19 protein-coding genes are annotated in these 21,513 nt (G+C 73.4%); 10 read left to right on the forward strand and 9 right to left on the reverse strand.

Features of this window, described 5'->3' with window-relative positions:
• Positions 1–3 precede the first annotated feature (3 nt).
• From EJK16_RS18150 to aceB, 4 genes are all read right to left on the reverse strand, one after another.
• Positions 4–717 (reverse strand): response regulator transcription factor, encoded by a 714-nt coding sequence (locus EJK16_RS18150; protein ID WP_240646163.1) that lies wholly within the window; start codon positions 715–717, stop codon positions 4–6.
• Between the two features lie 158 nt (positions 718–875).
• Positions 876–2,288, reverse strand: a complete 1,413-nt coding sequence (locus EJK16_RS18155; RefSeq protein WP_127131901.1) for a sensor histidine kinase — start codon at positions 2,286–2,288, stop codon at positions 876–878.
• A gap of 111 nt (positions 2,289–2,399) precedes the next feature.
• Positions 2,400–3,851, reverse strand: coding sequence for a DUF222 domain-containing protein (locus tag EJK16_RS18160; protein WP_127131903.1), 1,452 nt, complete (start codon positions 3,849–3,851; stop codon positions 2,400–2,402).
• 170 nt (positions 3,852–4,021) lie between these two features.
• Entirely contained in the window at positions 4,022–5,656 is a 1,635-nt protein-coding gene (aceB, locus tag EJK16_RS18165) for a malate synthase A (RefSeq protein WP_240646153.1), read from the reverse strand.
• Between aceB and EJK16_RS20370 the strand changes: the two genes are divergently transcribed.
• Positions 5,628–5,867: a hypothetical protein gene (locus tag EJK16_RS20370; RefSeq protein ID WP_240646154.1), complete on the forward strand. Its 240-nt coding sequence runs from the start codon at positions 5,628–5,630 to the stop codon at positions 5,865–5,867. The genes aceB and EJK16_RS20370 overlap by 29 nt on opposite strands.
• A 23-nt stretch (positions 5,868–5,890) precedes the next feature.
• Here the strand turns inward: EJK16_RS20370 and aceA are convergent, their stop codons facing one another.
• Positions 5,891–7,222: an isocitrate lyase gene (gene aceA, locus EJK16_RS18170; protein ID WP_127131907.1), complete on the reverse strand. Its 1,332-nt coding sequence runs from the start codon at positions 7,220–7,222 to the stop codon at positions 5,891–5,893.
• Positions 7,223–7,349: 127 nt separating this feature from the next.
• On the opposite strand from aceA, the gene EJK16_RS18175 reads away from it, so the two are divergent.
• Positions 7,350–8,795, forward strand: coding sequence for an XRE family transcriptional regulator (locus tag EJK16_RS18175; protein ID WP_127131909.1), 1,446 nt, complete (start codon positions 7,350–7,352; stop codon positions 8,793–8,795).
• Between the two features lie 93 nt (positions 8,796–8,888).
• On the opposite strand, the gene murQ is transcribed toward EJK16_RS18175, so the two are convergent.
• Positions 8,889–9,839, reverse strand: a complete 951-nt coding sequence (gene murQ, locus EJK16_RS18180; RefSeq protein WP_127131911.1) for an N-acetylmuramic acid 6-phosphate etherase — start codon at positions 9,837–9,839, stop codon at positions 8,889–8,891.
• Complete coding sequence (locus tag EJK16_RS19730; protein ID WP_164737411.1) at positions 9,829–10,809, reverse strand: BadF/BadG/BcrA/BcrD ATPase family protein; 981 nt, start codon at positions 10,807–10,809, stop codon at positions 9,829–9,831. Before EJK16_RS19730 ends, murQ begins: the two co-directional genes overlap by 11 nt.
• A 112-nt stretch (positions 10,810–10,921) precedes the next feature.
• Between EJK16_RS19730 and EJK16_RS18190 the strand changes: the two genes are divergently transcribed.
• The 8 genes from EJK16_RS18190 (at position 10,922) to EJK16_RS18225 (ending at position 19,463) form a co-directional block, all read left to right on the forward strand.
• Positions 10,922–11,779, forward strand: coding sequence for a MurR/RpiR family transcriptional regulator (locus tag EJK16_RS18190; protein WP_127131913.1), 858 nt, complete (start codon positions 10,922–10,924; stop codon positions 11,777–11,779).
• A 241-nt stretch (positions 11,780–12,020) separates the two neighbouring features.
• The gene (locus EJK16_RS18195) at positions 12,021–12,992 is read left to right on the forward strand and encodes a GNAT family N-acetyltransferase (RefSeq protein ID WP_205739837.1); all 972 of its coding nucleotides are present in this window, start codon (positions 12,021–12,023) and stop codon (positions 12,990–12,992) included.
• A gap of 27 nt (positions 12,993–13,019) precedes the next feature.
• Positions 13,020–13,712: a PIG-L deacetylase family protein gene (locus EJK16_RS18200; protein WP_127131915.1), complete on the forward strand. Its 693-nt coding sequence runs from the start codon at positions 13,020–13,022 to the stop codon at positions 13,710–13,712.
• A 41-nt stretch (positions 13,713–13,753) separates the two neighbouring features.
• The gene (locus EJK16_RS18205) at positions 13,754–15,094 is read left to right on the forward strand and encodes an extracellular solute-binding protein (protein WP_127131917.1); all 1,341 of its coding nucleotides are present in this window, start codon (positions 13,754–13,756) and stop codon (positions 15,092–15,094) included.
• 27 nt (positions 15,095–15,121) lie between these two features.
• The gene (locus EJK16_RS18210; RefSeq protein WP_127131919.1) at positions 15,122–16,069 is read left to right on the forward strand and encodes a carbohydrate ABC transporter permease; all 948 of its coding nucleotides are present in this window, start codon (positions 15,122–15,124) and stop codon (positions 16,067–16,069) included.
• Positions 16,066–16,947, forward strand: a complete 882-nt coding sequence (locus EJK16_RS18215; protein WP_205739838.1) for a carbohydrate ABC transporter permease — start codon at positions 16,066–16,068, stop codon at positions 16,945–16,947. The genes EJK16_RS18210 and EJK16_RS18215 overlap by 4 nt, the downstream gene beginning before the upstream one ends.
• Before the next feature lie 554 nt (positions 16,948–17,501).
• Positions 17,502–18,515 carry an isopenicillin N synthase family dioxygenase gene (locus EJK16_RS18220; protein ID WP_370276094.1) on the forward strand — a complete coding sequence of 338 codons (1,014 nt, stop codon included), beginning with the start codon at positions 17,502–17,504 and terminating at the stop codon, positions 18,513–18,515.
• Positions 18,516–18,662: 147 nt separating this feature from the next.
• Entirely contained in the window at positions 18,663–19,463 is an 801-nt protein-coding gene (locus EJK16_RS18225; RefSeq protein ID WP_127131921.1) for an MBL fold metallo-hydrolase, read from the forward strand.
• Here the strand turns inward: EJK16_RS18225 and EJK16_RS18230 are convergent.
• Together EJK16_RS18230 and EJK16_RS18235 are read right to left on the reverse strand one after the other, a co-directional pair.
• A complete protein-coding gene (locus EJK16_RS18230) occupies positions 19,460–20,863 on the reverse strand; it encodes an FAD-binding oxidoreductase (RefSeq protein ID WP_240646155.1) in 1,404 nt (467 codons plus the stop codon). The genes EJK16_RS18225 and EJK16_RS18230 overlap by 4 nt on opposite strands.
• 241 nt (positions 20,864–21,104) lie before the next feature.
• Positions 21,105–21,422 (reverse strand): hypothetical protein, encoded by a 318-nt coding sequence (locus EJK16_RS18235; RefSeq protein ID WP_127131923.1) that lies wholly within the window; start codon positions 21,420–21,422, stop codon positions 21,105–21,107.
• Positions 21,423–21,513: the final 91 nt, after the last annotated feature.

Genomic DNA, 21,513 nt, shown 5'->3' on the forward strand with positions numbered 1-21,513 from the left:
CGCTCAGCCGAGACCCGCGAGCCCTGCGCGATAGGCGAAGACGACCGCTTGGACCCGGTCGCGGGAGTCGGTCTTGGCAAGGATGTTTGACACGTGCGTCTTCACCGTCGCATCCCCCAGGTACAGCCGGCCGGCGATCTCGGCGTTAGAGAGGCCGTCGGCAAGCAGGGCGAGCACCTCGCGCTCCCGCGGCGTCAGCGACGCGACGACGCGCCCCACCTGCGGGTCCTGCCCGACGGCGGTGCCCGTCCCGGACGCCGCGCCAGCCCGGGCGGCGCCGTCGGGCATCCGTGGCGGGGCGTCGTCGACCATGCTCGTCGACCTGCCAGGAACCGTCCCGCCCGGCGTCTCCCCTCGGCCGACGAGCCGCGAGATGACCTTGAGCGTCACCTCCGGGGCGAGGAGGGCGTGGCCGCCCGCCACGGCGCGGATCGCCTCGACGAGATCGTCGGGGTCGGCGTTCTTGAGGAGGAAGCCGCTGGCGCCGGCGGCGAGGGCGTCGAAGAGGTAGTCCTCGCGGTCGAAGGTGGTGAGGATGATGACCTTCGCGAGCCCGCCGGCCACCACCTCGCGGGTCGCCTCGATCCCGTCCATCACCGGCATCTGCACGTCCATGAGGACGACGTCGGCCGGCCGCTCGGCCAGCACGGCCAGGGCCTCGCGCCCGTTCGCCGCCTGCCCGACCACCTCGACGTCGTCCTCCACGGAGAGCACCATGGCGAAGCCCGAGCGGACGAGGGCGTGGTCGTCGACGACCAGGACGCGGATGGGTTCGGGCACGGGTTCTTCCTTCTGCAGGGGCGGGCTCGGGGCGGGGCGCCGGAGCGAGCGGGCGGGTTGTCGGGCGGGCTGGCGGGCTGGCTGGCTGGCTGGAACTAGCGGGCCGGCTGGTGGGGCCGATGGTCGGACGCCGGAGGCTCGACCGGGCGGCCCGCCGTGCGACCGAGCGGCAGACGCACGCGCACCCGCCATCCTGCCGCCTGCTCGCGCGGACCGATCTCGGCCTCGCCGCCGTGGAGGTGGACGCGTTCGCGGATGCCGCGCAGGCCGTAGCCGGAGCCGTGGGTGCCGGGGCGCGGCTGGCCGTTGTCGACGACCTCCACCTCGGCCCACCCGGCGCCGTCGGCGCCGCCCGTGCGGACGGTCACCTGCGCGCGGGTGGCGGTGCTGTGCCGCACGACGTTGGACAGCGACTCCTGCGCGGTGCGGTACAGCGACAACGCGACCGGAGCCGTCACGCCGGCGAGGTCGCCGGGGCGCTGCTCGACCGCCGCGAGCTCGACGTCAAGACCCGGGCGCCGGTGCGACGCGACGAGCCCGCGCAGCTCGGCCAGGTTTGGCACGGGGGCCCGCCCGCCGTCGCCGCGCACCGTATCCGTCTCGCTGCGCAGCACCCCGAGGAGCGAGCGCATCTCGCCGACGGCGGTGCGGCTGGCGTCCTCGATGGTGCGCAGCGCCTCGGCGGCAGCGTCGGGCGCGCGGGTCAGCACCTTGCGGGCGGCGCCGGCCTGCACACCGATGACCGAGACGTGGTGGGCGACGACGTCGTGCAGCTCGCGGGCGATGCGCAGCCGCTCGTCGACCACTGCCCGGCGGGCGAGCTCGTCCGCCTGCTCGCGGATGCGCTCGGCCTGGGCGGCCATGCGCTCGCGGCGCAGCGCCCCGCGCCAGGAGGTCCGGCCCACGGCGATGGCGCCGCCGAAGTACAGGAGGTTGACGGCGGCGGTGTAGAGCACGGCCGCCGTCAGCTGCGGCAGCGGTCCCCGCGGCTCCTCGTAGGACTTCAGCATCTGGGCGTAGCCGGAGGTGACCGTGAACGTGATGACGATCCACAGCGTCATCGCCAGCAGCACGAACCCCATCGCGATCCAGAGCAGGCGCCGGTCGCGGGCCCAGGCGACGGCGGCGTACAGCGCCGCGAAGTACGCCACTTGGAAGCTGATCTGGCCGGCCACCTCGGTGCTGAGGTAGGACAGCGCCACGAACGCGGCGCTGGAGCTGACGAGGACGCCGAGCGGGAACCGGCGTCGGAGGGCCAGCGGCAGGATCATCAGGCCCACGGCGACATAGGCGCGCCACGCCGCCTCGCCCTCGGCGCGCAGTCCCATGTTCTTGGTCAGCAGGGTCATCAGGAGGGCGAGGGCCACGAAGGTCGCCGCGCCGACGACATCGTTGCGCAGCTGTCGCGGGCCGGGCGGGGGTCGCTCCCACAGGGGGTCCACGGGGTCGTTCAGCCAGGCGTTCAGCCGTTCCGGCAGCCCGAGCGGGAGGAGAACGGGAGGAGCCATGACGCGCACCTTATCGGCGGCGGCCCGCCGTCCGTCGTCCGACGGAGCGCCGGACGGCGGAGTGGTTCCCCCGCGCGGCCCGGCAGTGCCCTGCCACGGCGGCACGTCGGTTCAGGCCGTCCAGGGGTAGTCGGCGAGCGCGCGTTCGACGCCGCTGCCGGTCTCGCGCGGGAGTAATGATGCAGCGCGTGGGGCGGGCCTGGTGTGTCCGGGCAGGGCCGGAGCGTGGGAGGCGTAGCGGTGCCCGGTCGGGGTGGTGGTCTCCACCACGTGGCCGCCCGGGCCGGCGCGCTGGTCTGCGGCGGGCAGGATGCGCGCCCTCCACCCGGGGGCGGCCTTGGCGTAGTTGCACCCCTCGCAGGTGCCCTGGAGGTTCTCGGCGGTGGTCGCCCCGCCCTCGGCGTGGGCCACGACGTGGTCGCGGTGGCGGATAGCCGCGTCGCACCACAGCGTCCGGCACAACTGGTCCCGCACCCCGACGAATCGGGCCAGGCCGGGCGGCACGATCCGGCGCCGGGAGTCCATCGCCACGAGCTGTCCGGTGCCCGGCGCGGTGAACAGCCGCCGCAGCCACAACAACACCCTCGCCTCACCGGGACCGGGCGTGCCGGTTCCCTTCGGGGTGCCGGTGCGCTCCTTCACGAGCTCGCGGGCCCACTCGGCCGGGACGGTGCCGTAGCCGGGGATGGCGGCGGGCTCGTCGTCGCCGGTGAGCAGGGTCCGCTCGGTCATGACGACCTGGACCTCGACCGGGACATCCGCGGCCCGCGCCTGGCCGGTGACCCGCTCGACGAGGGTGTCTGCCATGAGCTGTCCCCGGCTGCGCCCGTCGCCCTGGGCCCGCAGGGCGTCCGCCGCCCGGGTCAGCGCAGCGTAGACCCCCACCCCCTGGGCCACCGGGAGCAGCCCGGTCAGGTAGGTCATGGTGTCCGGGGCCGGGCGCAGGCTCACGCCCCGCTCCCCCTCGGCCTTGCGTGCCCGCCGCACCACCGCGGCGGCGTCGAGTCGGTAGGCGACGGCGCGGGCCCGGGCGACCAGCCGGCGGTCCCCCATCCGCTCGAGCCCCTGCGGGTCGGCCCACAGCTCGGCGTCGAGCGCCGCCCGGTCGGCCACGCTCAGGCAGGCCGACTCGCGCACCAGCAAGGTGGCGCGCCACTCGCTGATCGACCCGGCCGCCAGGGCGGCGAAGGTGTGCGGCATCTCCAGGACCAGCGCCTTCGCCAGGCCCAGCAGCCGCCCGCCCCGGGCCGGCGACTCCCGGCGGGCCAGCGCCACCTGCGCGCCCACCCCCTGGCCGCGCCGGGCCGCCGGCACCCCGGCCGCGGCCTGCGCCCGGCGCTGGGAGGCGTCCAGGTCCACCGCGATCCGCGCCTGCGCCGCCGAGGCGGCGGCCTTGAGCTCCTCCAGCGCCCGGAGCTGGTCGACGCGCTCGGCGTCGGGCACGTCCCGGTCCAGGTCCGCCACCGCCACCCGCCAGCGGGCGATGTCCACCGAGGTCGGGCGGGCAGGGGTGGGACCGGGATGCCCCGCACCCCGGTCCCGGCCACGCTGCCCATCGAACATGTGTATGAGACTACCGGCGGGCACCGACATCGCGCCCGCGCCTGGGGACAGACCCGCACGACGACGGTCCGACTCTCGGCACGCGCCCGACGGCCCCGGGCGCTCACCCGGGGCCGTCGTCAGGGGACATCACGCCGAGGAGGGACCTCGCCGGGACGGGAGGGCGCCGGCTACTCCACCCGGCAGGCGTACGCCGGGACGGTCAGGAACGTCGGGTACTCCTCCCCCAGCGCGACCTCGGCGAAGAGGTCGGCGGCCTGCTCGACGCGGGCCGCCCGCTCGGAGTCGGCCCCGGCCTCGGCCAGCAGCGCTCGTCGCTCCTCCGCGAGGATCTCTCGAGCCAGCTCGGCGGTGACCCGGCGTCCGTCGTCGAGCACTGTGCCCTGGCGGATCCACTGCCACACCTGCGACCGGGAGATCTCCGCCGTGGCCGCGTCCTCCATGAGCCCGAAGATCGCGACGGCACCGCGCCCGCCCAGCCACGCCTCGAGGTAGCGCAGCGTGACTGAGACGTTGGTGCGCAGCCCGCGCGAGGTGACGGCGCCCGGGGTGGCGGCGACGTCCAGGAGCTGGGCGGCGGTGACGCGGACGTCCTCCCGCTGGCGGGAGAGCTGGTTGGGCCGCTCCCCCAGCACCCCGTCGAAGACCTCCCGCACCGAGCCGACCATCCCGGGGTGCGCCACCCACGAGCCGTCGAAGCCGTCATCCGCCTCGCGCTGCTTGTCCTCGCGCAGCTTGGCGTCGACCATCGCGTCGCGCTCGGGGTCCTTGGACGGGATGAAGGCCGACATCCCGCCGATGGCGTGGGCGCCGCGGCGGTGGCAGGTGCGCACGAGCAGCTCCGTGTAGGCCCGCATGAACGGCACCGTCATGGTCACGTCCGCCCGGTCAGGCAGGACGAACGCCGGGCCGCGGCCGCGGAAGTTTTTGATGAGGCTGAAGATGTAGTCCCACCGCCCGGCGTTCAGGCCGGCGGAGTGCTCGCGCAGCTCGTAGAGGATCTCCTCCATCTCGAAGGCCGCGGTGATCGTCTCGATGAGGACGGTCGCGCGGATGGTGCCGCGGCCGAGCCCGAGGTGGTCCTCGGCGAAGGTGAAGACGTCGTTCCACAGCCGGGCCTCGTGGTGGTTCTCGAGCTTGGCGAGGTAGAAGTACGGTCCCGAGCCGCGGGCCAGGAGCTCTTCGGCGTTGTGGAAGAAGTAGAGGCCGAAGTCGACGAGCCCGCCGACCATGACCTCCTCACCGAAGCGCAGGTGCTTCTCGGTCAGGTGCCACCCGCGGGGGCGGACGACGATCGTGGCGAGGTCCCCGCCGCGCAGCGCGTACGCCTTGCCCTCGGGGCTGGTGAAGCTGATCGTGCGCCGGACGGCGTCCCGGAGGTTGACCTGGCCGGCGACGACGTTGGCGAAGTGCGGGGTGTTGGCGTCCTCGAGATCCGCGAGCCACACCTTCGCGCCGGAGTTCAGGGCGTTGATCGCCATCTTCCGCTCGGTCGGCCCGGTGATCTCCACCCGACGGTCGACTAGCCCAGGTGCCGGGGGCGCCACCTGCCAGGTGAGGTCCTCGCGGACGTGGGCGGTCTCGGGCAGGAAGTGGGGGTCGGCGCCGTCGGCGATGCGGCGGCGCGTCGCCTGACGCCGGGCGAGCAGCTCGGCCCGCCGCCCGGAGAATCGGCGGTGGAGCTCGGCGAGGAAGTCCAGGGCGGCGGGGGTCAGGATCTGCTCCGCCCCGGGGACGGGCGGGCCGGTGACCTCGACGCGGGCCGGCCGGGGAGCCGTGGCCGGCGACGACGGCGCGCTGGGCACGGCGGCCGGCGCGACGCTCACCGGTGCGGCGCTCGACGGCGCGGCGCTCGACGGCGCGACGCTCACCGGCGCCGCGCTCGCCGGCGATGGCGCACTCGGCGCGCTCGGCGCGCTCGGCGCCACGACGCGGAGCGGCGAGCCCGGGTCGCGCCGCGGTGGGGCGACGGTCGGCGCGGGACGGGTCTGGGGCGGGGTGGTGGTCATGGTCTGAGGTCCTCTCGGGGCCGTCACGCGTCAGTGGAACTGCTGCTCTTCGGTGGACCCGCGCAGCGCCAGGGTGTCGCTGTTCGGGTTCAGGGCGGTGGAGACTAGGTCGAAGTACCCCGTGCCGACCTCGCGCTGGTGCTTGGTGGCCGTGTAGCCGTCCGCCTCGGCCGCGAACTCCTTCTCCTGGAGCTCGACGTAGGCGCTCATGCCGCGCTCGGCGTAGCCGCGGGCCAGCTCGAACATGCCGTAGTTGAGCTGGTGGAAGCCGGCGAGGGTGATGAACTGGAACGTGTAGCCCAGCTCGCCGAGCTCGCGCTGGAAGGCGGCGATCTGCTCGTCGGTCAGGTGGGCCTTCCAGTTGAAGGACGGCGAGCAGTTGTAGGCGAGCATCTTGCCGGGGAACTGCTCGTGGACCGCGTCGGCGACCTGGCGGGCCAGCCCGATGTCCGGCGTCGACGTCTCGACCCAGATCAGGTCGGCGTACGGGGCGTAGGCCAGGGCCCGGGTGATGACGGGGCCGGCGCCGGGGTTGGTGCGGTAGAAGCCCTCGGGGGTGCGCTCGCCGGTGAGGAACGCGGCGTCGCGCTCGTCGACGTCGGAGGTGATGAGGTTGGCGCCGAGGGCGTCGGTGCGGGCGACGATGATCGTCGGGGTGCCCATGACGTCCGCGGCCAGCCGCGCCGCGTTGAGGGTGCGCACGTGCTGGGCGGTGGGCACGAGCACCTTGCCGCCGAGGTGCCCGCACTTCTTCTCCGAGGCGAGCTGGTCCTCGTAGTGCACGCCCGCGGCGCCGGCCGCGATGAGGGACTTGGCGAGCTCGAAGGCGTTGAGCGGGCCGCCGAAGCCGGCCTCGGCGTCGGCGACGATCGGGGCGAGCCAGTCGAAGCCCGGGTCGGTGCCCTCGGAGAAGGAGATCTCGTCGGCGCGCAGGAGGGCGTTGTTGATGCGGCGGACCACGGTGGGCACCGAGTTGACCGGGTAGAGCGACTGGTCGGGGTAAGTGTTGCCCGAGACGTTGCCGTCGGCCGCGACCTGCCAGCCGGAGAGGTAGATGGCCTTGAGCCCGGCGCGGACCTGCTGGACCGCCTGGTTGCCCGTGATGGCGCCGAGCGCGTGGACGTAGTCGGTGGTGTGCAGCAGCTCCCACAGCCGCTCGGCGCCGCGGCGGGCCAGGGTGAACTCCTCGCGGACGGTGCCGCGCAGGCGCACCACGTCCTCGGCGGTGTAGGTGCGCTCGACCCCCGCCCAGCGCGGGTCGGTGGCCCACTGCCGCTCGAGCTCGGCGGCCTCGGCGGCGATGCGCTCGGCAGGGGTGCGGGGCGGGGTCGTGGTGGTCGGGTTGTCGAGCGTGCTGGTCATCGTGCTCTCCTCCGTCGGGGGGCCGCGGCCCGTTAACTTCCGTGTCACTTCACCCTGGTGCAGTGACTCATCTCACAACCACTGCTAATCTCGGTGAAGATTGGGCGATCTTCACGAGGAGAGAACTTTGACGAAGACGGAGCCCACGACGGACCTGGCCACCCTTGGGCGGCGCATCCGGCACGCCCGCCAGGCGAAGGGCTGGACGCTCGCGGAGCTGGCGGCGCGGGTGGAGCGGGCGCCGTCGCTGCTCTCCCAGGTGGAGAACGGCCGGCGGGAGCCCCGCCTCGCGCTGCTGCGCACCATCGCCCGCGAGCTCGGCGTCTCCGTCGCGGACCTGATGAAGGACGAGGCGCCCTCGCACCGGGCGGCCCTCGAGATCGCCCTCGCCCAGGCGCAGGTGCGCCCGCATTACACGGCGCTCGGCCTGCCGCGGGTGCGGGCGAGCGCGAAGATGCCCACCGAGGCGCTCGAGGCGCTCGTGGGCCTGCACGAGGAGCTGGCCCGCCGGGCGACGATCCGCTCGGCCACGCCCGAGGAGGCCCGCCGGGCCAACGCCGAGCTGCGCCACAAGATGCGGGCGCGGCACAACTACTTCGCCGAGATCGAGCGGCTCGCCACGGAGATTTCCGCCGCCGTCGGGCACACCGCGGGGCCGCTGACGGAGCGGGGCGTCGCGTCGGTGACGGCGCACCTGGGCTTCACGCTGCACCGGGCGGCGGACCTGCCCCGGGCCACCCGGTCGGTCTCCGACCTGCGCCACCGCCGCATCTACCTGCCGCTCGCGGACCGCGGCGGCCACGACCCGCGCACGATCGTGCTGCAGACCCTCGGCCACTTCGCGCTCAACCACTCCGACCCCACCGGGTACGCCGACTTCCTACGCCAGCGGGTCGAGGCGAACTACTTCGCCGCGGCGCTGCTCATGCCGGAAGGGCCGTCGGTAGCCTTCCTGCGGGACGCCAAGGCGAACAAGGCCCTGGCCATCGACGACCTCCGCGACGTCTTCGCCGTCTCCTACGAGACCGCCGCGCACCGGTTCACCAACCTCGCGACCGAGCACCTGGACCTGCCCGTGCACTTCATGCGCGTCGGCGAGGACGGGGTGATCTACAAGGCCTACGAGAACGACGACGTCACCTTCCCCACCGACGTCACCGGCGCCATCGAGGGGCAGACTGTGTGCCGGTTCTGGGCCTCGCGCGCCGTGTTCAACAACGCCGACCGGTACGCCACCCACTACCAGTACACGGACATGGGCCGCGGGACGTACTGGTGCACCACGCATGTCGAACGCACCGGCGACGGCGACTTCGCCATCGACGTCGGCGTGCCGTTCGCGCACGTGAAGTGGTTCCAGGGCCGGGAGACCGCGGTGCGCTCCCGGTCCTCCTGCCCCGACCCGTCCTGCTGCCGACGCCCCCCGGCGGAGCTCGCCGCCCGGTGGCAGTCGCAGGCGTGGCCCAGCGCCCGCGCGCACTCGCACCTCCTCGCGGCCATCCCGCCCGGGACGTTCCCCGGCGTGGACGACACCGAGGTCTACGAGTTCCTCGAGCGGCACAGCCAGGGCTGACGTGACGCGGGCGTCGGGCCGCTCAGGGCCGCGCCGTCCAGCCGCTCAGGGCCGCGCCGCCGGGCCGCTCAGGCCGGGCGCCGGCCCGGCCGCTCAGGCCCTCGCCCCGCCGTTCTGCTCGATCGCGACGCGCAGGATGCCGCCGGCGCGCTCGATCGCGGCCGGCGCCTCCTCGACGGCGATGCCGGTGAGCAGCACGAGGATCGCCCGCTTGACCGACCCGTCGACCGCCTCGAGGGCACGCGCGGCCTCGTCGGCGCCCACCCCGGCGGCCCCCATGACGGTGCGGACCGAACGCGCCTTGAGCTTCTCGTTGGTCGCCTGCAGGTCGACCATGATGCCGTGGTAGGTCTTGCCCAGCCGCACCATGCTGAGCGTGCTGAGCATGTTGACGACCAGCTTCTGTGCGGTGCCCGACTTCAGCCGGGTGGATCCCGCCACGATCTCCGGGCCGACGACGACCTCGATGGGGACGTCGGCGAGGGCGCCGATCGCGGACCCCGCGTTCTGGGCGATCGCCACCGTGAACGCGCCGACGGCGCGGGCGTGCTGCAGGGCGCCGACGACGTACGGGGTGCGGCCGGAGGCCGAGATGCCCACGACCACGTCGCTCGCGGTGAGGCCGAGCCCGGCGAGCCCGGCGGCGGCCGCCTCCCCGTCGTCCTCGGAGTTCTCGACCGCGCGCTGAATGGCGGCGGGGCCGCCGGCGATGAGCCCGACGACGAGGCCGGGGTCGGTACCGAAGGTCGGCGGGCACTCGCTCGCGTCGAGGATGCCGATGCGGCCGGCGGTGCCGGCTCCCACGTAGATCAGGCGCCCACCCCGGCGCATCCGCTCGACGATGCCGTCGACGGCGGCGGCGATCGCCGTGGCCCGTGCCCCGACGGCGGCGGGGACCTTGGCGTCCTCGGCGTTCATCTCCCGCACGAGGTCGATCGTGCTGAGGGTGTCAAGATCCGCGCGGCCCGGGCCGGCGGCCTCGGTCGTCAGCGTCGACAGCTCGTGGAGGAGCCTGTCCAGGCGTGCCGGTTCGTCACTGAGCACGGTGGATGTACCTCTCGTGGGGCAGGTCGGCGCGGAGGGCGATGGCCCGGGCCCCGTCGAGCGCCGTGCCGGCGGGGTCGGCGGGGACGAGCCCGCGTGCGCGGAGCGCCGCGGCCAGGCGTGCCGCGAACCAGGGATCTCGGGTGAGCCCGCCGAGTGCGCAGACCCGCCGCGCCGCGGCGTCCGCGGCGTCGGCGGCGTCCAACACGGCCGAGGCCCCCGCGGCGTCCGAGGCGTCCGCGGCGTCCGAGGCGGCGTGCGCCGTGTCCGCCAGGTGGGTCACGGCTCGCCCGGCGATCTCCAGCGCGACGGCGTCGCCGCCCTCCGCCCGGCGCAGCACCGCAGGGGCGACCATGGCGAGCCGCCGCCCAGCACCCGGCGCGCCCGAGACCCACCGGACGACGTCCGTCTCCGGCGCGATGACGCCCGGCAGGTCGGCGAACAGGGCGGTCGGGGGCCCGAGCCCGCACGCCGCCCCGAGGACGGCCCGGATGCCCTCGCGGCCGATCCACGAGCCGCCGCCGAGGTCGCCCACGTCCGTGCCCCAGCCGTCGACCCGCCGCAGCTCGCCCGTCCTGGAGACGCCCAGCGCGACGGCGCCCGTGCCGGCGATGAGGCTCACGCCCGGCTCCCCGCCAAGCGCGCCGACGTGGGCCGTGACGGCGTCGGAGGCGACCGCGACCGGCAGGCGGAGCCGCTCGGCCAGCTCCCGGGCGATCCGCTTACCGGCGCCCGGGTCGGTGAGGACGCCCGCCGCGCCCACGCCGACGGCGGACGGCGCAGGAACGGACAGGCGCGCCACGAGGGCCAGCACGCGCCCGGAGATCTGGGCGGCGCCGTCGCCGGCCGCTGCGCCCGCGGCCCCCTCGTCCTCCACGGTCGCGACGACACCGTCGGCGGAGAGTGCGCCCACCCGGCAGCGGGTCTTCCCGACGTCGACGCAGAGGGTCAGCCCTTCGTCTCGCGTCATACCGCCCTCCTGACGGTGCGGATGTAACGGTCATCCACCAGATCGCTCACTGCTGTAACGTATTTTCATCACAGCGACGCGGATACTGCAAGGGACCACGGAGGAGGCCGACGTGAGCGTCCAGTCGACGATCGAGGCCACGATCGGCTCCCTCTCGCCCTCGCTCCGCCGGGTCGCCGCCGCGATCCGCGAGAACCCGGCGATCGTCCTCGACAGCACCATCAACGATCTCGCCGACTCCTGCGGCACCTCCGTCGCGTCGGTGGTGCGGTTCTGCCGGGCGATAGGCCTCAGCGGGTACACCCAGCTGCGGATGATGCTCGCGACCGAGCTCGGCAAGGAGTCGGCACAGTTCGGCGGCACCAGCTACGGGGCGGACATCACCGAGGGCGAGTCGCTCGCCGAGATGGCCCAGAAGATCGCCTCGCTCGAGATCCTCGCGATCGAGGAGACGATCGCACGGCTGGACTATCAGGCGCTCGAGCGCATCGTCGACGCGATCGACGGGGCGGGCCGCATCCTGCTCTACGGGGTCGGCGCCAGCCGATTCGTGGCCGAGGACCTCCAGGTCAAGCTCTTCCGCATCGGGCGCACCGTGTTCGCGCCGACGGAGCCGCACGAGGCCTGGACGGCCGCGGTCCTCCCGGTCGAGGGCGTCGTCGCGGTCGCCTTCTCGCACGTCGGGGAGACGCACGAGACGCTGGAGTTCCTGCGCCTCGCCCGCGACAACGGCGCGCGCACGGTCGGCATCACCGGCGCCAAGGGCTCGAGCCTGGCCCGGCTCGCGGACCTCGCGCTCTTCACGGAGGTCCGCGAGACGACCTTCCGGGCCGGCGCCATGGTCAGCCGGATCGCCCAGCTCGCCGTCGTGGACTGCATCTTCGCGGGGGTCGCCCAGCGCCGGTACGACTCCACGGTGGAGGCCCTGCGACGCACCCGCGAGGTCACCCGGGGCGCCCGCGCCGTCTGACGCGCGTCGTCTCCGGCGGGCAGCCGACGACCGGCCGCCCACCACGGCCGACGGCGGCGTCGCCCACGGCCGCCGACTGCGGCGTCGCCCGCGGCCGACGGCGCAGCCCCAGTGCGCCATGTAACCGAACTCCGTCCCAAAGAGTGTGGGTGAAAAAACTTGCCGGTGTGACGTGGATGACACTACTGTCGCTGCAACTGCGGACGACGAGGTCCGCCGTCCGCCAGCGAAAGGAACGCGGGTGCCCCGGATCGCCGCCCCCGTCACGCTCCGCAGCTTCGCCGCGGGCGATGCCAGGGCCATGGCCGAGGCATGGACGGAGGGCGCACCCCAGGACGGCATGACGGAGCGGCGACTGCGCGACCTGGTCCTCCTCGACCGCAACTTCGACCCCGACGGCCTGTTCGTCGCCCAGCAGGGTGACCGCGTCGTCGGCTCCGCCTACGCCGTGCGCCGCCGCGTGGCGCACCACGGCGACGACCTCCAGGCGGGCACCGGCTGGATCCCCTACTTCTTCGTCGTGCCCTCCGCCCGCGGCACCGGGCTCGGCCGGCGGCTCGTCGAGGCAGCCATGGCCTGGTTGCGCGCGCAGGGTGCCCGCGAGGTGCTCTTCTCGAGCTACACGCCGAACTACGTGCTGCCCGGCCTGGACGCGGCGCGCTACCCCGCCGCCGAGCGGCTGCTGCACGCGCTCGGCTTCGCCGAGGTCGAGCGTCCCAGCGCCATGGACCTGTCGCTCATCGGCTACCAGATGCCCGAGGAGGTCCGCGCCCGGGTCGCCGCCCTGCGCGGCGAGGGCTGGCACCTCGGCACGCCGACCAACGACGACCTCGTGCCGCTGATCCGGATCGCCGGGGAGTCCTTCAGCTCCGACTGGGCCCGCGCCATCCGCGAGGGCGTGCTGGGCGGCATGCCCCTCGAGCGGATCCTCATCGCCCGGGATCCCGCGGGTGACGTGCTCGGCTGGGCGATGCACGGCACCTACGAGGCGGTCATCGAGCGCTTCGGACCGTTCGGGGTGCTGCCCGCCAGCCGGGGGACGGGCCTGGGCAAGGTACTGCTGCACCTCACCCTCGAGCGCATGACCGCGCTCGGCGCGCACAGCGCCTGGTTCCTCTGGGCGGACGAGGGCTCCGCCGCATCGAAGCTGTACGAGCGGACCGGTTTCCGCATCACCCGCACCTTCTCGATCCTGCGCGCCCCCCTCGACTAGGCGCCCGAGCGGCAGAGAGGACGACCCATGACGAAGACCGTCGTCGCCGTCGGCGGCCACATCGGCGACATGGAGCTCACCGCCGGGCCGACGCTGGCCAAGGTGGTGCTCGAGGGCGGGCGGGCCATCATCGTCGACTGCACCGACGGCGAGCGGGGCCACCCCACGCTCGCGCCGAGCGTGTACCGCGCGCAGAAGCGGCACGAGGCCCGGTTCTTCGCCGAGAAGATCGGCGCCGAGCTGGTCACGCTGGGCTACTCCGACGGCTTCCTCCCGGACGACGAGGCGGTCGCCGAGCAGGTCGCCACGGTGGTCCGGGAGGCGAAGCCCGACCTCCTCATCACCCACTGGGTGCGCAGCATGCACCGTGACCACGAGCGCGCGGCCCAGGCCGCGCTGCGCGGGGCGTTCCTCGCCTCGATCCCGATCGAGGAGGTCGACGCCGAGCGGCACTCCGTGCCCACCATCCTCCACGCGGAGAACTGGGAGGACATGGCGGGCTTCGAGGCCGACACGTTCTTCTCGATCCCCGAGGAGGCCTACGCCCGATGGCGCGAGGGCATCCAGGAGCACGCCTTCGCCCGCGGCGAGACCTACGGGTTCCGCTTCATCGACTACTACTCGGCCCTGATGGAAGTGAAGGGCTGCCTGGTCGGGGAGAAGCGCGCGGCGGCCTTCAAGACCGCCGGCAACGAGAAGTTCGCCCTCGCCGGACCGTGACAGACCACCCCACCCCGCACCTCACTCGCCAAGGGAGAACCATGAACAAGAAGGCACTTCTCGCGGCCACGAGCCTGGGGGCCGCCCTCGCGCTGGGCCTCGCCGGCTGCTCCTCGGGCGGCTCCGGCGGCGGGTCCAGCAGCAGCGGAGGCGGTGACGGCGCCCAGAAGATCACCTTCCTCACCCACTGGGGCCCGGACCAGGTGAGCATGCTCGACGATGCGGCCGCCGCGTTCACCAAGGAGAACCCGGACGTCACCGTGGACGTGCAGGCCGTGCCGTTCGGCAACCTGCTCTCCACGCTGCGCACGCAGGGCGCCTCGCCCGACGGCCCGACCATCGCCGGCATCTACGACGCCTGGCTCCCCGAGCTCGCCCGCGACGGCCTCGCCGCGGAGGCGCCCAAGGACGTCTCGAGCGAGGTCACGGGGAACTGGCCGGAGAACATCGTCGGCGCCGCCTCCCAGCAGGGCAGCGTCCACGGCATCCCCAACGAGGTGGACCTCTACCAGCTCAACTACAACAAGGCGATCTTCGCGGAGGCCGGCGTCGCCGCGCCGCCCGCCGACTGGGACGCGCTCGTCGACGCGGCCACGAAGATCAAGGCGACGGGCCAGGGCCGCCAGGGCATCGGCTTCATCACCAGCTGGAACTCCGGCGCCGTGCACCCCTTCCTCTCGCTGCTCGCCTCCGACGGCGGGACGTTCCTCAACAAGGACGGCACCGCGGCCGAGCTCACCAGCCCGCAGGCCATCGAGACGGCCCAGCTGTACCAGCGGCTCGTCGACGAGGGCCTGACCGACCCCTCGATGTCGACCGCGAACGCCAACACCACCGGCCCGTACCTCGACAACTTCGTCAACGGCAAGACCGGCATGATCATCATGGCCAACTGGTGGGAGGGCTCACTCAAGGACGCCATGGGCGAGAAGTTCAGCGACGTCGCCACCGCCCCGATCCCGGTCGGTCCCAGCGGCACCACGTCCTCCTCGATCTCCTACTCGTGGATGACGATGGTCAACGGCAACGCCGACGACGCCAAGCAGAAGGCGGCGTGGGAGTTCCTCACCTGGCTCAACGGCCCGGACTCGGGGAAGGCCGGCTCCTCCGCCATGGGCGACATCCTCGTGTCGATGGGCATCCTGCCGTCGCGCACCTCCGACATCGAGGCGCACAAGGCAGACCTCGAGTCCGACTTCCTCACCCCCTACGTCGACGCGCTCGGCTCCGCCACGCCGTTCCCCACGGTGATCGGCGGCCCCGCCGCGGCCGACGCGCTCCAGCGCCAGATCGAGGCGCTGCTCAACGGCCAGCTCGACGCCAAGGCCGCCATGGAGGCCGCCAACAAGGACGTCGACGCCGCCCTCGCCTCCGCCCAGTGACGCACCCCCCGAGGACGTGACACCGCAGTGACCACGCTTCAGTCCGTGGGGGAAGGCTCCCTCGTCCGGAGCCTCCCCCCGGCGCGCCGCGCCCGGCACAAGCGACGCACGCAGGCCGGCTGGTCGGCGCTCTTCCTGAGCCCGACCCTCCTCGTCATCGGGATCTTCACCGTCGTCCCGATGGTGATGACGGTCGTGATCAGCTTCCACCAGTGGTCGATGTTCACCCCGATGGGGGACATGACCTTCGTCGGCCTGGACAACTACCGCCGCCTGCTCAGCGACCCCGCCCGGGTGCAGGCGATCGGCAACACGGCCGTGTACGTGGGGCTCAGCGTCCTCATCACGGTGCCGCTCGCGCTGCTGGTGTCGATGCTGCTGTACTTCCCGACGCTGCGAGGCAAGAACCTCGTCCGCGTCATCCTCTTCGCCACGTACGTCATCCCGACGGTCGCGATCGTCATCATCTGGAGCAACATCTACGCGCCGGGGTACGGCCCGCTCAGCGCGATGCTGGGCGCGGTCGGCATCCCCTCCCCCGCCTGGCTCAGCGACCCGAGCTGGGCCCTGGTCTCCCTGGTGATCTTCAACGTCTGGCAGATGCTCGGCTACTACGTCATCCTGCTGATCGCCGGGCTCACCCAGATCCCCGAGGAGCTCTACGAGGCGGCGAAGATCGACGGCGCCGGCCTCACGCGGCGCACCTGGTCGATCACCATCCCGCTGCTGCGGCGCTCGCTCGTCTTCGTCGTCCTCATGACCTTCATCAACTCGATCCAGGTCTTCGACCCCATCTATCTGCTCACCCAGGGCGGTCCCGCCGGCTCGACCGACGTCGTCTCCTTCGAGATCCAGCGCTCCGCGTTCCAGTACGGCCTCGCCGGCGAGTCCAGCGCCCTCGCGGTGTCGCTGTTCATGATGATCGTCGTCGTCGGGGCCGTCCTGGGCATCCTCATGAGGGGCAGGGACAAGTGAGTACCGCCGTCGCCGTCCGCACCCGCGCCCTCCAGCGGCGGCCCCGCACCGCGCGGCAGATCGGCACGCAGGTCATCCTGTACGTGCTCCTCGCGTGCGTCGTCCTGCTCCCGCTGCTGCCGCTGTACTGGCTGGTGATCTCGGCGTTCAAGACCCCCGCGGAGTTCGTGCAGATCCCGCCGACCGTCTTCCCCGCGGAGCCGACCCTCGACCCGCTCACCACGGCGATGACGCAGGTGCCGTTCTTCCGTTCGCTGCTCAACAGCGTGATCATCGCCGGCGGCTGCACCCTCTCGGTGGTGGTCACGAGCGTCCTCGCGGGCTACGTCTTCGCCAAGCACCAGTTCCGCGGCCGCGACGTGCTCTTCTGGGGGATCGTCGCGACGATGTTCCTGCCGCCCGTCGTGACGCTGGTGCCGCTGTACTACCTCGTCTCGAACATGGGCCTGGCCGACACCTACCTCGGCGTGATGCTCCCGTGGCTGGCGAACGCCTTCGGCATCTTCCTCATGCGGCAGTTCATCATGGACCTCCCGGACGACCTGCTCGAGGCCGCCCGCGTCGACGGCGCCGGCGAGTTCCGCATCGTCTGGCAGTTCGTCGTCCCCCTGCTCAAGCCGGCGGTCGTCACCCTCGCGGTGTTCATGTTCGTCTACGCCTGGAACAACTTCCTCTGGCCGCTGTCCATCCTCCGCTCCGAGGCGATGTACCCGGTGGTCCTCACGCTGAACCGGCTGATGTCGTACACGATGAGCTTCGAGTTCCAGAACGTCGTCATCGCGGGGGCGCTCGTGGCCTCGCTGCCGACCCTGCTCGTCTTCCTCGTCGCCCAGCGGGTGTTCGTCCAGGGCATCGCCTCGACCGGCGTGAAGGGCTGACCGGCGCCCTGGGCCTTCACGGCCCCGTCCCTTGTCGTCTCAAGTATCGGGACGTCGCCGCCGAGGTGTTCCCGGCGCGGCCACGGGCTGCTACGGTCGCCGTCATGCGCAAGGCATCTGGCGTCCGGAACACGGCAACTGTCGCCGTGCGTTCCTTCGACTGCCTCGCCACGTGTCGGTGTTGTCGGGCCTGACGCCCCCGCCGACCGTAGGACCCGCCTGCCCGCGTCCCGCCTCGCGCCCCGGAGCCTGACGCTCCGGCACCGCCGGAGCCCCGGCTCCCGGACGGTGCCGAGACCGGCGTCGACCGGCGCCTGAGCCCCGCGCCGCCTGACCTCCGTCGGGTTACCGCTGGGCGGCGCCCGTCGGGTCACGGCCGAGCAGCGCCCGTCCGGCATCCGTCGAGCAGCGCCCGTCCGGCCTTCCGGCGCCCTCCCGCCACACACCGCCCCGCACCGCACGTCCGTGCACTCCCGGCGACCTGCCACCGCTCACCGCCCGGCCCACCCGCATTGCCAGCCCCACCACGCTGCCGCACACACGAAGGACAGACCATGACCACCATGACAACCAGCACCCTGCCGATCATCGACCTGCGCGAGGTCGAGACCGACCCCCTCGGCTTCCAGGAGCGCCTGAGCGCCGCCACCCGGGACTTTGGCTTCTTCTACCTCGTCGGGCACGGCATCCCCCGCGACCTCAGCGACGAGCTCGTGACGGTGGCGCGCCGGTTCTTCGCCCTTCCGGAGGAGAAGAAGCTGTCGATCGAGAAGATCAACAGCCAGCACTTCCGCGGGTACAGCCGGGTCGGCGACGAGCTGACCAAGGGCGCGCAGGACTGGCGCGAGCAGGTCGACGTCGGCCCGGAGACGCAGCCGCGCGCCGCCACGGCCGAGGAACCGTGGCTGGTGCTCGAGGGCCCCAACCTGTGGCCGGCCGAGCCGGCCGACTTCCGCGGGATCGTCGAGGAGTGGACGCGGCACAACGAACGCGTGGCCCGGACGCTCCTGCACGGCTGGCTGGGCGCCCTCGGCCAGCCCGCGGACCTGCTCGCCGACGACTTCCGCGCCCCCGACGCCCGCCTGAAGATCGTTCGCTATCCCGAGGCGCCGGATACCGACCACGGGCAGGGCGTCGGGGAGCACAAGGACTTCGGGTTCCTGACGCTGTTGTTCGTCGAGCCCGGCAAGGGCGGGCTGCAGGTGGAGAAGGACGGCGCCTGGATCGAGGCCGAGCCGCTCGAGGACGCCCTCATCGTCAACATCGGCGAGATGCTCGAGGCCGCCACGGACGGGTACCTGCGCGCCACCAACCACCGCGTGGTCTCGCGCCCCGGCGACGGCGACCGCATCAGCGTGCCGTACTTCTTCAACCCCGGCCTCGGCACGACCTTCCACCCGTGGGACCTGCCGGCCGAGCTCGCCGCTGCGGCCCCCGGCGTCGAGGTCCAGGACCACAACAAGATCTACGACACCTACGGCCTGAACGCGCTGAAGATGTGGTTCCGCAGCCACCCCGGGGTCACCGACCTCCACCACCGCGCGCTGGCCGACCGGCTCGGCATCTGAGCGGCGACGGGCGCGGCCGCGCAGGGGGCGGCCGCGCCCACCGGGCCCGGTCGGCCCACCGGCTCGCTGGACGGGCCGGACCCACCGGACCCACCGGACTCATCGGGCGCCCCTGTTTCACCCACGGCCCTCCTACACTGGCGCCCCATGACGTCCCTGGTCGCGGTCGCCGACGGTGTCCTCGTGGCCACCCACCCGTTCTGCACGACGACGACGACCGTGGTCCTCGGGGCCGACGGCGGCTGCCTCGTCGTCGACCCGGCCGTCACGGCCGCGGAGATCGACGCGCTCGCCGCCGAGCTGGCCGCCCTGGGCCGGCGCGTCACGGCCGGCTTCTCCACCCACCCGCACTGGGACCACCTGCTGTGGCGTCCCGCCCTCGGCGAGGCGCCCCGCTACGCGACGTCCCTCGGCGCGCGGACGGCGCTGGGCCGCCTGGCGGAGAACGTCGCGCAGGCGCGAGATGCCGCGCCGGACGCCGACGTCACCGCGCTGGCCCGCGTCGCCGCGCTGCCGGCCGGGCCGACGACGCTCCCGTGGGACGGGCCCACCGTGCGGGTCCTCGAGCACCGCGCCCACGCCCCCGGCCACGCGGCCCTGCTCGTGCCCCACGCCCGGACGCTCGTCGCCGGCGACATGGTCTCCGACGTCGAGATCCCGCTGCCCGACCACGACGCCGCCGACCCCCTCGGCGACTACGACCGGGCGCTGGACCTGATCGCGGACCTGCTGGACGCCGGCCCGCTCGACGTCGTCGTCCCCGGGCACGGCACGGTCGGCGACCGCGCCCAGCTGCGCCGCCGGGTCCGGGCCGACCGGCGCTACCTCGCCGACGTGCGCGCCGGCCGGCCCGTCCACGACGCGCGCCTCGCCGACGGCGCCGACTGGCTACGGCGCGAGCACGCCGTGCTCCTCGAGCGCGTCGCCGCCGGCGAGGAGCGCCGCTAGAGCTTCTTGCCCGGGTTGAGCAGGCCGCGCGGGTCCAGCGCCCGCTTCACCTGCTGCTGCAGGCCGACGACGACGTCGCCCAGCTCGGCGCCGACGTGGTCCCGCTTGAGCACCCCGATGCCGTGCTCCCCCGACAACGTGCCGCCCAGAGCCACGGCCAGCTCGATGATGCGCCCGTGCGCCCGGACGGCAGCCGCCTCCGCGGCGGGGTCGGACGGGTCGTAGCAGATGGACGGGTGCAGGTTGCCGTCGCCGAGGTGGCCGCCGGTCGCAACGGTGACGCCGAGCTCGTCGGCGAGCGCCTCGATGCCCCGGAGCAGCGCGGACAGCTGAGAACGCGGCACGGCCACGTCCTCGTTCAGGATGGCGCCGTGCAGCTCCCGGAGGGCGGGGTGCAGGAGCCGGCGGGCGGACATGAGGCGGTCGAGCGCCTCGGCGTAGTGCGCGACCTCGACCAGCGTGGCGCCGTGCTGCTCCGCGATCGCCGCGTACTCCTCGACGTCGACGACGGCGCGCCCCTGCTCGTCGGACTGCACCAGGAGCACGGCCTCGGCGTCGGCGGGCAGGAACCACGCCGGGTCGTGCGCCTTGATCGCGGCGACGCTCGCGGCGTCGAGGTACTCCAGGACGCTCGGGCGCCGGCTCGACAGGGCGATCTCGTCGGCGGCGGCGAGCACGGCGGTGGTGCTCGGGAACGCCGCGAGGACCCCGGAGGCCGAGCCCGGCCTGGGCAGCAGCGCCACGGTCACCTCGGTGATGATGCCGAGCGTGCCCTCGGAGCCGACGAGCAGCGAGGTCAGGTCCAGGCCGGTGACGCCCTTGGTGGTGAGGTGCCCGGTGCGGGCGATCCGGCCGTCGGCGAGGACCACGGTGAGCCGGCGCACGAAGTCCCCGGTCACGCCGTACTTCACGCAGCGCATGCCGCCGGCGTTCGTGGCGACGTTGCCGCCGATCGTGGAGATGGCCACCGACGCCGGGTCCGGCGGGTAGAACAGTCCGACGCCGGCCGCCGCACGGTCGACGTCGATCGTGAGGACGCCGGCCTCGACGGTGGCCGTCCGGTCGGCCGCGTCGACGGCGAGGATGCGCGTCATCCGGCTCGTGCTCACGACGAGGTCACCGTCGCCGGGGTTCGCGCCGCCGGCGAGCCCGGTGCGGGCGCCCTGGGGCACGATCGCGATGCCGTGCGCGGCGGCGACGGCGACCACTGCGGCCACCTGCTCGGTGCTCGTCGGGAGGACCACCGCGGCCGGGGAGCCGCTCGGGGTGCCGTCGGACCGGTCGCGGCGGAACGGCTCGGTGTCGGGGCCGGTGAGGAGCTCGCCGGGGCCGACGATCTCCGCGAGCGCGTCGAGAAGGGCGGTCGTCGGGCGAGCCGGGGCGTCGAGGATGTTCGTCACAGTCGGTTCCTGTCTCGTGTTGACCGAAACTTTAGGGCCTGGACTCAAGTTTTTGGACGTATCCGCTGGTCAATCGTGCCGCCCGACGCGCGATGGCCGCGGCCATCCGCGGCACCTGCCGCCGAGCGAGGACGGCCACGCGACAGACGGTGGCAGAGCCGGGTGGCGGCGCGCTGACCACGACGTGTCGAACGTCCGAACATCGGGGGCGGCCAACGAGCGAAGTCGACGGCCGCGCCCCTCACATCAGGCCGGCGGCGAAGCCGAAGGCGACGACGATGGCCGTCATGGCACCGACGACGGCGCAGGCGAACCGCGGGCGCACCCGGCAGACCAGCACGCCAGCGACCCCGGGGACCGCGAGGAGGCCAACGGTGACCGCCGTCCACAGCAGGCCGACGCCGACGTCGGGCTGCGCGCACTCGAGGACGCAGCCGGTGAACCCGGACCAGGCCAGGTACAGCGCGCCCAGCGCGGGCACCGCAACGACCGCGAGCAGGATCGCCGCCGTCACCACGCCCCACCCGACTCTGGGTGGAGAGACGGTCGTGGTGGTCATGACCAGAGAGTAGGTGGAGGCGGGCATTTCGGCACGGCGTTATCCACCGGGCCGGCGCCGTCCACCGGGCCGGCGCCGTCCACCGGGCCGG

Origin of the sequence: Georgenia sp. SYP-B2076 (assembly GCF_003991205.1) — a bacterium.
GTDB lineage: Bacteria > Actinomycetota > Actinomycetes > Actinomycetales > Actinomycetaceae > Georgenia.